This is a genomic window from Archangium sp., assembly GCF_036388035.1.
In the GTDB taxonomy this organism is placed as follows: domain Bacteria; phylum Myxococcota; class Myxococcia; order Myxococcales; family Myxococcaceae; genus Archangium.
Genome location: NZ_DASVSO010000956.1, coordinates 1 through 2,915, shown reverse-complemented (window position 1 = coordinate 2,915; position 2,915 = coordinate 1). Strand labels below are relative to the sequence as shown.

Annotated in this window: 4 protein-coding genes; 1 reads left to right on the top strand and 3 read right to left on the bottom strand. The window is 67.5% G+C overall.

Translation table 11 applies throughout. The features are described 5' to 3' along the window. Positions 1-243: 243 nt before the first annotated feature. Both VF697_RS39520 and VF697_RS39515 read right to left on the bottom strand, forming a co-directional pair. Complete coding sequence (locus VF697_RS39520; RefSeq protein WP_331023946.1) at positions 244-393, bottom strand: hypothetical protein; 150 nt, start codon at positions 391-393, stop codon at positions 244-246. 122 nt (positions 394-515) lie between these two features. Then, positions 516-1,160 (bottom strand): hypothetical protein, encoded by a 645-nt coding sequence (locus tag VF697_RS39515; protein ID WP_331023945.1) that lies wholly within the window; start codon positions 1,158-1,160, stop codon positions 516-518. 603 nt (positions 1,161-1,763) lie between these two features. Between VF697_RS39515 and VF697_RS43635 the strand changes: the two genes are divergently transcribed. After that, entirely contained in the window at positions 1,764-2,105 is a 342-nt protein-coding gene (locus VF697_RS43635; protein ID WP_414641442.1) for a YcbK family protein, read from the top strand. A gap of 312 nt (positions 2,106-2,417) precedes the next feature. Here VF697_RS43635 and VF697_RS39510 read toward each other — a convergent pair. Continuing rightward, positions 2,418-2,915 (bottom strand): hypothetical protein (locus VF697_RS39510; protein ID WP_331103357.1); only part of this gene is annotated, 498 nt, incomplete at its 5' end.

The following is a 2,915-nucleotide window of genomic DNA, read 5'->3' as shown; positions in this document are numbered from 1 at the left end:
ATCCCCCCGATCCGCGCAACGGCGGCTGCGGCTGCGCGCTGCGGCGCGCGAGGGATCGGCATACGGGGCCCCTGGGCCGTCCACGTGGACGTCAGAGCGACGCCCGCGACCTGGGCCTACTAGGCGTCCGGCTCACCCAGGAACGCCGCTAGGACGGCGGCGGCGTCCGCGTCGACCAGGCCTAAGAGCGTGAGCTCCTCGTGCGCGATCTCCAGAGGGTCCATGTCCCGCACCGTACATGGCCTAGTCCGCGAGGCGGGGCGGTGGCTGGTCGACGATGACGCCGTCGACCTCGTTCACGGCGAAGTACCGCGAGTAGACCAGCGCCAGAGTCGCTTCCGCCGCGACGTACATGCCGTCCAGGAACGGCGACCCCTGCGAGTAGACCGCCACCTCGCCCTGGTCGCTGCGCTCGACCGCCTGGCCGGCGACCAGGCCCTCTCCCGCCGCCGTCGTGCTGACCCACCACTTCTGCGCGCCTCCTGGGATGGGTCGACGTGACCCCAGGGGGCCTCCTAAGGGGTGAGGGCCGCCGCCACGTACGCCTCGTCCAGGCTGCTGCGCCTAGACCGGATGGTGTCGACCACGCGCCCTACGCGGATACCGGTGACCGCACGCTTAGCCCCCGCGCCGGCACGGCTGTAGATGGTGACGGGCCCGAAGTCGGCGGCGTTGACGGCATTCACGAACGCGGTCGCGCCTGCGACGAAGATGTCCTGATCGGCGGTCGTCATGCGTCCGTCAGCGCCGATTCCCAGGCACGGAGTGGGCGTGTAGAACCGCCCGGACGACGCGAATCCGCGCGCCCTGTCGGTGGTGAGAGAGATGGCCACGGAGCACTGCGGGGCCTGGGTCAGCGTCTCGGCGGAACCCGGCACGGCAGGCGTCAGGAACTCGATGGTCGGGTCGGCGTCACCGACGTACTTACCGTCCGTCCCGATGTAAGCGTGCTTGACGCCCAGGAGACGCACCTTGTTGCTGATCCGAGTGCCGCCCATGAATGCGGCCCCCGCCGCTGCCATCGCGTCCATGACTGCCGGTGAGGGGTCGCCCGAAGTCGTGAAGCCGCTGTCGACGCGCAGACCGAATTGCCAGGTCTCACTCACCGTCCACCCGTCTCCGAACCAAGTGAACAGGCTGTGTGCCTCGGGGAAAGCCATCGTCTGTGTGTCCTCTCGGTGGGCGCGTGCGCCTACGGTAGTACCCACAGGTAGGCGCTGTCACCTGTGGAAAACTGTTCGAAGGGCGATTCGAACACAAGTTACCGACGTTTAAGACGCGCCCAAGGACCTGCGATGATCGTGGTTACCCTTTGTCCACAGAGTACACTCGGAAGTGCAGGTTCTGAGGCGCAGCGGACTTGCTCGGAACCAGTGCTTTCAGGGGGCCAGAGGCATGCCGATAGCGCGGCCTAGTCGCTCGGACGGTCGGCGCCCACCTGGCCGATCAATGGCTCGGCTCACAGCGCCGATAACCAAGCATGAGCAAACACAAGAGCAGCCTGGAGGAAAGCCGACGACTGACGCCGTTTTGGCGCTCACTCTCGGCCGCTGTGAATGCTGGGCCGCCTTCGGTGCTTGTCGTCGTCTGGGCGAGTGGGCACAGGATCGATGCAGTCGTTGCGGCATCTCTGTTGTGCGTCGTCAGCGCATCGCTGCGTGGCTGGCTGGGCACCAGGCCCTCCAATGCACCGACTACGTCCGATGCGTCGACCGTCAACTAGAGGGTGACGCTTTCTTCCGCAACTGGATGGATGGCTACTGATGGGCGACTTGTCGGCGCACTTCGACAGCAACGAGTTCCGGTGTAAGCACTGCCGAGGGATAGTCCCGATCAGCCCGGCACTGATTGCGTGCTTGGAAGCGATCAGAGCCGGCACAGGTAAGCCCCTGGTCGTCGTCAGCGGCTACCGGTGCCCGGCTCACAACAAGGCCGTGGGCGGCGCGTCAGCCTCGCAGCACCTGTTCGTGACCGCCGCCGATATCCCCCCGATCCGCGCAACGGCGGCTGCGGCTGCGCGCTGCGGCGCTCGGGGGATCGGCACCCGGGGCCCGTGGGCCGTCCACGTGGACGTCAGAGCGACGCCCGCGACCTGGGCCTACTAGGCAGTCCAGTTGTGGCCCGGTCGGCCGGCGCAGCCGGGTCCTAGTCGGCTAGGCGGGGGGGTGGCTGGTCGACGATGACCCCGTCGACCTCGTTCACGGCGAAGTAGCGCGAGTAGACCAGCGCCAGAGCCGCTTCCGCTGCCACGTACATGCCATCCAGGAACGGCGACCCGTCCGAGTAGACCGCCACCTCGCCCTGGTCGCTGCGCTCGACGCTCTGGCCGTCGACCAGGTCCTCTCCGACATCGGACGGCGTGACCCACCACTTCTGTGCGCCTCCTGGGATGGGTCGACGTGAACCCAGGGGGCCCCCTAAGGGGTGAGGGCCGCCGCGACGTACGCCTCGTCCAAGCTGCTGCGCCGGGACCGGATCGTGTCGACCACGCGCCCTACGCGGATACCGGTGACCGCGCGCTTCGCTCCCGCGCCGGCCTTGCTGTAGATGGTCACGGGGCCGAAGTCGGCCGCGTTGACGGCGTTCACGAACGCAGTCGCGCCGGCGACGAAGATGTCCTGGTCAGCGGTGGTCATGCGTCCATCGGGACCGATCCCGAGGCACGGAGTAGGTGTGTAGAAGCGCCCCGAAGAAGCGAAGCCGCGTGCCCTGTCGGTGGTCAGAGAGATCGCCACGGAGCACTGAGGGGCCTGGGTGAGCGTCTCGGCGGAACCCGGTACGGGAGGGGTCAGGAATTCGATGGTCGGGTCGGCGTCGTTGACGTACTTACCGTCCGTTCCGATCTTCGCGTGCTTCACACCCAGCAGACGCACCTTGTTGCTGATCCGAGTGCCGCCCATGAATGCGGCCCCCGC

Excerpts from the sequence above, each read along its gene's own strand:
- VF697_RS39515 (WP_331023945.1), bottom strand. The coding sequence starts at position 1,160 with ATGGCTTTCCCCGAGGCACACAGCCTGTTCACTTGGTTCGGAGACGGG.
- VF697_RS43635 (WP_414641442.1), top strand. The coding sequence starts at position 1,764 with ATGGGCGACTTGTCGGCGCACTTCGACAGCAACGAGTTCCGGTGTAAG.